Source organism: Citrobacter sp. Cpo032 (assembly GCF_030332975.1).
GTDB lineage: Bacteria > Pseudomonadota > Gammaproteobacteria > Enterobacterales > Enterobacteriaceae > Citrobacter > Citrobacter portucalensis.
This window is the reverse complement of sequence record NZ_JAOWGU010000047.1, coordinates 228,207-234,414: the sequence shown is the minus strand read 5'-3', so window position 1 is coordinate 234,414 and position 6,208 is coordinate 228,207. Positions and strand designations below refer to the sequence as shown.

Genomic DNA, 6,208 nt, shown 5'->3' with positions numbered 1-6,208 from the left:
ACAGCAAAAAAGATTTAACTGGAAGTCAGTGCGTTGAAGCGATGACCCCGGTCCGGCTGAAAATCGATGAGGCGTTGACGGCTGACCGGTGCAGTCCGCAGGGATGCGGACAGAAGGGACGGCCTGCATGGACGCAGGCTCGGCCCCGACCTGACAGGCAGGCGGCATAAGACGAATGAATCGCATAGCGACGATTTTCCCGCCGGGAGCCTGGGTTGCAAGGGAGGCGGCGGCGAGCCTCCCTTGCACGTTCACGGGTATCTGCGCTTCAGAGAAATGACACCGTTGAGGTGAACGGAGCCCTGAACAAGAATCACATGTTCACCGTACATGCTTAACTGAACGGCATTACCGCATGGAGGCCGTTCGATTAATCTCGCCGTACAAGCCGGAAGACACCCAGCACAACAATCGCGCCGACCACGGCCACCAGGAAGCTATGGAGATTAAATCCGCTGACATCGCCGCCAATACCAAACATCGTTGCCAACCATCCACCGACCACAGCACCGACAATACCGAGAATACAGGTCAGGATAAACCCACCGCCATCACGCCCCGGCATAATCAGTTTGGCGATAACCCCCGCAATCAGACCAAAAATAATCCAGGCAATAATTCCCATTTTCAGGCCCTCTTTCCAGTGAACGCACGCGCAAGACATTCCTGCGCCAGCACTTAAAGTATAGGCAAGCCATCGCGACATGCTTTTATCACTCAGACTTAATTCATTGGGTTTGGTAAAAAATTTCATCCATTTGTATTAAGTTCCGTCGATTGATGCCGATAACCCAACGACAAACCAGGCATCCAGGAGTCATTAGGTGTGAGTAACTACAATGAGCAGTTCCTGAAGCAAAATCCGTTAGCGGTGTTAGGTGTACTTCGGGACTTAAAGTCGCAGCAGGTTCCACTGCGTATCTCCTGGTCGGGCGGCCAGTTCATCAGCAAAGTTCTGGCCGTCAGCCCGGACGAGCTGGTCATGGATTTTGGCAGCCAGGAATATGAAAACCAGGCCGTACAGCGGGCCAGCCAGATCTCGATTATCGCCGAAACGCAGGGAGCCAAAGTAGAATTCACCCTGCCACAGTTGAAAAAAGGCGAGTATCAGCAACTGCCGGCGTTTATTTCATCCTTGCCGCCTTCTCTGTGGTTTGTGCAGCGTCGCGAATATTTCCGCATCGGCGCTCCGCTGCACCCTCCCTATCGCTGCACGGCAAAAATGCCGGACAACAGCACGCTGTGCTTTCGCTTATTCGATTTATCGCTTGGCGGTATGGGCGGGCTGTTAGAAACGGCAAAACCAGAAGGACTGGTAGAAGGTATACGCTTCGCGCAGGTTGAACTGAATATGGAGCAATGGGGGGTGTATCACGTTGACGCCCAGCTCATTTCCATTAGCGAGCGCAAAGTTATCGACAGCAAAAACGAAACCATTACCACTCCCCGCCTGAGCTTTCGTTTTCTCAACGTCGGCCCGGCGGTGGAGCGGAACTTACAGCGGATTATTTTTTCCCTTGAACGCGAGGCCCGGGAAAAATCGAATAAGGTGCGCGAGTAAACTCACACGAACTACATCACATCCAGCGCTTGTTGAAGCTTCCAGATATAGCGCGGGGCCTGCGGCGCCGGATGATTGTCCGCAACATGTTCAATAAATTCATCCGGGCTGAGATCGTTGATCTTATTGATGGCTTTCTTCCTGTCGGAAGAGAACGTTCGCAGCAATGCGCCCGCGCCGTTGGCGTACGATACTACCAGCGCATACTGCATCACCTGCGGATCTTCAATGCCGGCCAGCGGCCCGGTTTCGAGAATACTCAGATATGCGGCCCCCATTGAGATATTGCGCTCGGGGTTTTTCAACTCACTGGTCGACGGCTCTCCGCTCCAGCCCATGCGGCGATAAACATCGCGTCCTGAAGTTGAGGCTTTCAACTGCATCAGACCAATCGCATTGGACTTACTGACCGCATTCGGATTTCCGCCTGATTCAATGGCGATAATAGCGGTAATCAATTGTGGACTGACACCCCAGGCCGCACCGGCTTTTTCACTGATCGGCATCCATTGCATTGCGCGTTTAACCGGAACTTCAGCATTCCACGGCGGGTTTTTGTAATCCTGTTTTGAACTACAGCCCGCAAGTAATACAACCAAAAAAGCAAACCATCTCAATTTCACGTCATCTATCCTTATAGCCGGAACCTGTCGCTGAGGTGACAACGACATACCTACGCGGCATGATATACATTTGGTTTTAGTTGTAGCAAGGAAATGCCATGTCCCGGTTTCACTTAATTGCCCCGTCGGGCTACTGTATCAATCAACAGGCTGCCTTACGTGGGCTTGCGCGTCTTACTGAGGCCGGTCATCAGGTCGACAATTCATCGGTCATTGCGCGCCGCTGCCAGCGTTTTGCGGGGACAGAGGCAGAAAGGCTTGCTGATGTGAACTCGCTCGTTAATCTGAAAACCCCCGATACCATTGTGATGGCGGTACGCGGCGGCTATGGCGCGAGCCGTTTACTGGAAGAGATTGACTGGCAGGGGCTAGCAGCCCGCCAGCAACAAGATCCGCTACTGCTGTGCGGACACAGCGATTTTACGGCGATCCAGTGTGGTCTGCTGGCACAGGGGAATGTGATTAGCTTCAGCGGCCCGATGCTGGCAGCGAACTTCGGCGCCGAAGAAATGAACGCATTCACCGAGCACCATTTCTGGCAGGCTTTGCGTAATGCCCAATTTACCCTCGAATGGCAGGGTGAGGGTCCGCAGTGCGCAACTGAAGGTACAGTGTGGGGAGGAAATCTGGCGATGATCATTTCGCTGATGGGTACGCCGTGGATGCCGACTATCAAAAACGGCATTTTGGTGCTGGAAGACATTAACGAGCATCCATTCCGTGTCGAGCGTATGCTGCTACAGCTGTACCACGCCGGAATACTGGCCCAGCAAAACGCCATTATCCTCGGCAGTTTTAGCGGCAGCGCGCCAAATGATTACGACGCTGGTTACAATCTTGATTCAGTTTGTGATTTTCTGCGCGCCAGATTGTCAGTACCGTTGATCTGCGGCCTCGATTTTGGCCATGAACAACGCACTGTCACCTTGCCTTTGGGAGCCAATGCGGTGCTGAAAAATGATAAAAACGGCACTCAGCTCACCTTAAGTGGGCATCCGGTACTAAAATCGTAAAAAAAGCAGCTAATGGGGCTAAGCAAAACGCTGTTTCTGTCGTTATTATGGTAGGGTTTACTAATACGAAACAGCGTAATTCAGGAGTAACCGAACGTTGGATGCCGCAGCAATTATTAGCCTTTTTATTTTGGGTTCCGTTCTCGTCACCTGCAGTATCTTACTCAGTTCATTCTCATCACGCCTCGGTATCCCAATTCTGGTGATATTTCTCGCTATCGGTATGTTAGCGGGCGTAGATGGTATAGGCGGCATACCTTTCGATAACTATCCATTCGCCTACATGGTGAGTAACCTGGCACTGGCAGTTATCCTGCTCGACGGCGGGATGCGCACCCAGGCCAGCTCTTTTCGCGTTGCGTTAGGCCCGGCGCTATCGTTGGCGACGGTCGGTGTGCTGATTACTTCCGGACTCACTGGCATGATGGCCGCCTGGCTGTTTCATCTGGATCTTATCGAAGGACTCCTGATTGGCGCGATTGTTGGTTCAACCGACGCCGCGGCGGTCTTTTCCCTGCTTGGTGGTAAGGGGCTTAACGAACGCGTTGGCTCTACGCTGGAAATTGAATCCGGCAGTAATGACCCGATGGCCGTATTTTTGACCATCACGCTCATCGCCATGATCCAAAACCACGAAACCGGTTTAAGCTGGATGTTCGCGGTGCACATTATCCAGCAGTTTGGCTTAGGCATCGTTATCGGTCTGGGCGGTGGATATATGCTCCAGCAGATGATTAACCGCATTTCCCTGCCTGCCGGACTGTATCCGCTATTGGCGTTAAGCGGTGGGATCCTGATTTTTGCCCTGACCACTGCGCTGGAAGGCAGCGGTATTCTGGCGGTTTATCTGTGTGGTTTCCTGCTGGGTAATCGCCCTATTCGCAACCGGTTTGGCATTCTGCAAAACTTCGACGGTCTGGCCTGGCTGGCGCAAATCGCCATGTTCCTGGTGCTCGGACTGCTGGTTACGCCATCCGACCTGCTGCCTATCGCAATCCCGGCACTGATTTTGTCTGCGTGGATGATATTCATTGCCCGCCCGCTTTCGGTCTTCGCGGGACTGCTGCCGTTTCGTGGCTTTAATCTGCGCGAGCGCATTTTCATCAGTTGGGTGGGTCTGCGCGGTGCGGTACCCATCATCCTCGCCGTCTTCCCAATGATGGCGGGTCTGGAGAACGCGCGCCTGTTCTTTAACGTCGCCTTCTTCGTGGTACTTATCTCGTTGCTGTTTCAGGGAACGTCGCTTTCATGGGCTGCTAAAAAAGCCAAAGTGGTGGTCCCTCCCGTCGGCTGGCCCGTGTCGCGCATTGGTCTGGATATTCATCCGGATAACCCGTGGGAGCAGTTTGTTTATCAGCTCAGCGCGGATAAGTGGTGTGTGGGCGCCGCACTGCGCGACCTGCATATGCCGGAAGAAACGCGAATAGCCGCCCTGTTTCGTGACAACGTGCTGTTTCACCCCTCCGGCAGTACGCGTCTTCGCGAAGGCGATGTATTGTGTGTTATTGGCCGCGAGCGCGATCTCCCGGCTCTTGGCAAGCTGTTCAGCCAGTCGCCACCTGTGTCGTTAGACCAGCGCTTCTTCGGTGATTTTATTCTTGAAGCCAGCGCAAAATATGCCGATGTGGCACTGATTTATGGCCTGGATGATGGCACCGAGTATCGTGATAAGCAGCAAACGCTGGGTGAAATTGTCCAGCATCTGCTTGGTGCCGCGCCGGTCGTCGGTGACCAGGTGGAATTCGCGGGTATGATCTGGACTGTGGCCGAGAAGGAAGATAATGCAGTGCTGAAGGTCGGTGTTCGCGTTGCTGAAGATGAGGATGAGTAAAGCGGATGTTTTGCCGGGTGGCGGCTGCGCCTTACCCGGCCTACAAAATGCACTGACTCTGAAGACCTGATAAACGCAGCAGCATCAGGCAATGCTATATAAAGTTACACCGTCACAACTGGCACGCGCAGCGCCAGAGAACACATTAACTCGTAGCCTACCGTACCTGCGGCGGTGGCCACATCGTCAATTTTAATCTCTTTGCCCCACAGCTCTACCGGCGTCCCGATCCCTGCCTGCGGGCACGGTGTCAGATCTACCGCCAACATATCCATTGAGACTGTCCCCACCGTCCCGGTACGTACACCATCCACCAGCACAGGCGTTCCGCTTGGCGCATGGCGTGGATAACCGTCTGCATAGCCGGTCGCTACAATGCCAATGCGCTGCTCACCGCTGGCAGTGTAACGTCCACCGTAGCCCACCCGATCGCCAGCTTTCAGCGTTTGTATGCCGATGATCTCACTGCTCAGCGTCATCACTGGCTTCAGGCCGGTATTGGCGATGTCCCGCCATTGTCCCGAAGGCGACGCACCATACAAAATAATGCCCGGACGAACCCAGTCATAATGCGCTTCAGGGTGCCACAGCGTGGCGGCCGAATTCGATAGTGACCGTCTGCACTCCAGCCCTTCAGTCGCCTGCGCAATACGCGCCATAGCCTCCTGGATACCTTCCGGGTGCTCTGCATCGGCAAAATGCGACATCAGCGTCATTTCGCCGACGTTGGGCATAGCCCGCAGCTGTTGCCAGACCGTGGGAACTCTTTCCGGTAAAAAACCAAGGCGGTTCATACCACTATTCACCTTCAGGTAAACATCGAGCGGCGCCTTCAGGCGCGCATTCTGCAATGCTTTTAGCTGCCAGTTACTGTGTACACAGGTGGTGAGTCGATAATTGTCATATACCGTCAGGTCTTCGGCGTGGAAAAAACCCTCCAGCATGAGTATCGGGCCTTTCCATCCGCGCTCGCGCAGGGTTATCGCCTCTTCAAGATTGAGCATGGCAAAACCATCGGTTGTGCCCAGCGCATTCCAGACGCGTTCAATGCCGTGTCCGTACGCATTGGCTTTCACCACCGACCAGACGCGAGCGTCCGGCGCGGCCTGGCGGGTAATGGTCAGATTTTGTTTCAACGCCTGCAGGTCAATGCTGGCCAGTATCGGGCGGGTCATCTCAC

The 6,208-nt window shown here is 54.1% G+C and carries 7 protein-coding genes; 3 read left to right on the top strand and 4 right to left on the bottom strand.

What is annotated here, in order from left to right; genetic code table 11:
• Nucleotides 1-186, bottom strand: a 186-nt coding sequence (locus OGY33_RS17645; RefSeq protein ID WP_286572022.1) for a hypothetical protein, incomplete at its 3' end; no start/stop codon positions are given.
• Nucleotides 187-370: 184 nt separating this feature from the next.
• On the bottom strand, nt 371-625 hold the full coding sequence (locus OGY33_RS17640; RefSeq protein WP_048212573.1) for a GlsB/YeaQ/YmgE family stress response membrane protein: 255 nt from the start codon (nt 623-625) through the stop codon (nt 371-373).
• A 201-nt stretch (nt 626-826) separates the two neighbouring features.
• On the opposite strand from OGY33_RS17640, the gene ycgR reads away from it, so the two are divergent.
• A complete protein-coding gene (gene ycgR / locus OGY33_RS17635; RefSeq protein ID WP_003833545.1) occupies nt 827-1,561 on the top strand; it encodes a flagellar brake protein YcgR in 735 nt (244 codons plus the stop codon).
• Between the two features lie 11 nt (nt 1,562-1,572).
• On the opposite strand, the gene emtA is transcribed toward ycgR, so the two are convergent.
• Nucleotides 1,573-2,184: a membrane-bound lytic murein transglycosylase EmtA gene (emtA, locus tag OGY33_RS17630; RefSeq protein ID WP_016153365.1), complete on the bottom strand. Its 612-nt coding sequence runs from the start codon at nt 2,182-2,184 to the stop codon at nt 1,573-1,575.
• Between the two features lie 98 nt (nt 2,185-2,282).
• On the opposite strand from emtA, the gene ldcA reads away from it, so the two are divergent.
• Both ldcA and OGY33_RS17620 read left to right on the top strand, forming a co-directional pair.
• Entirely contained in the window at nt 2,283-3,197 is a 915-nt protein-coding gene (ldcA, locus tag OGY33_RS17625; protein ID WP_191238407.1) for a muramoyltetrapeptide carboxypeptidase, read from the top strand.
• A 97-nt stretch (nt 3,198-3,294) separates the two neighbouring features.
• Nucleotides 3,295-5,028: a potassium/proton antiporter gene (locus OGY33_RS17620; RefSeq protein WP_049016299.1), complete on the top strand. Its 1,734-nt coding sequence runs from the start codon at nt 3,295-3,297 to the stop codon at nt 5,026-5,028.
• A gap of 104 nt (nt 5,029-5,132) precedes the next feature.
• On the opposite strand, the gene dadX is transcribed toward OGY33_RS17620, so the two are convergent.
• Nucleotides 5,133-6,203, bottom strand: coding sequence for a catabolic alanine racemase DadX (gene dadX, locus OGY33_RS17615; RefSeq protein WP_003833552.1), 1,071 nt, complete (start codon nt 6,201-6,203; stop codon nt 5,133-5,135).
• Nucleotides 6,204-6,208: the final 5 nt, after the last annotated feature.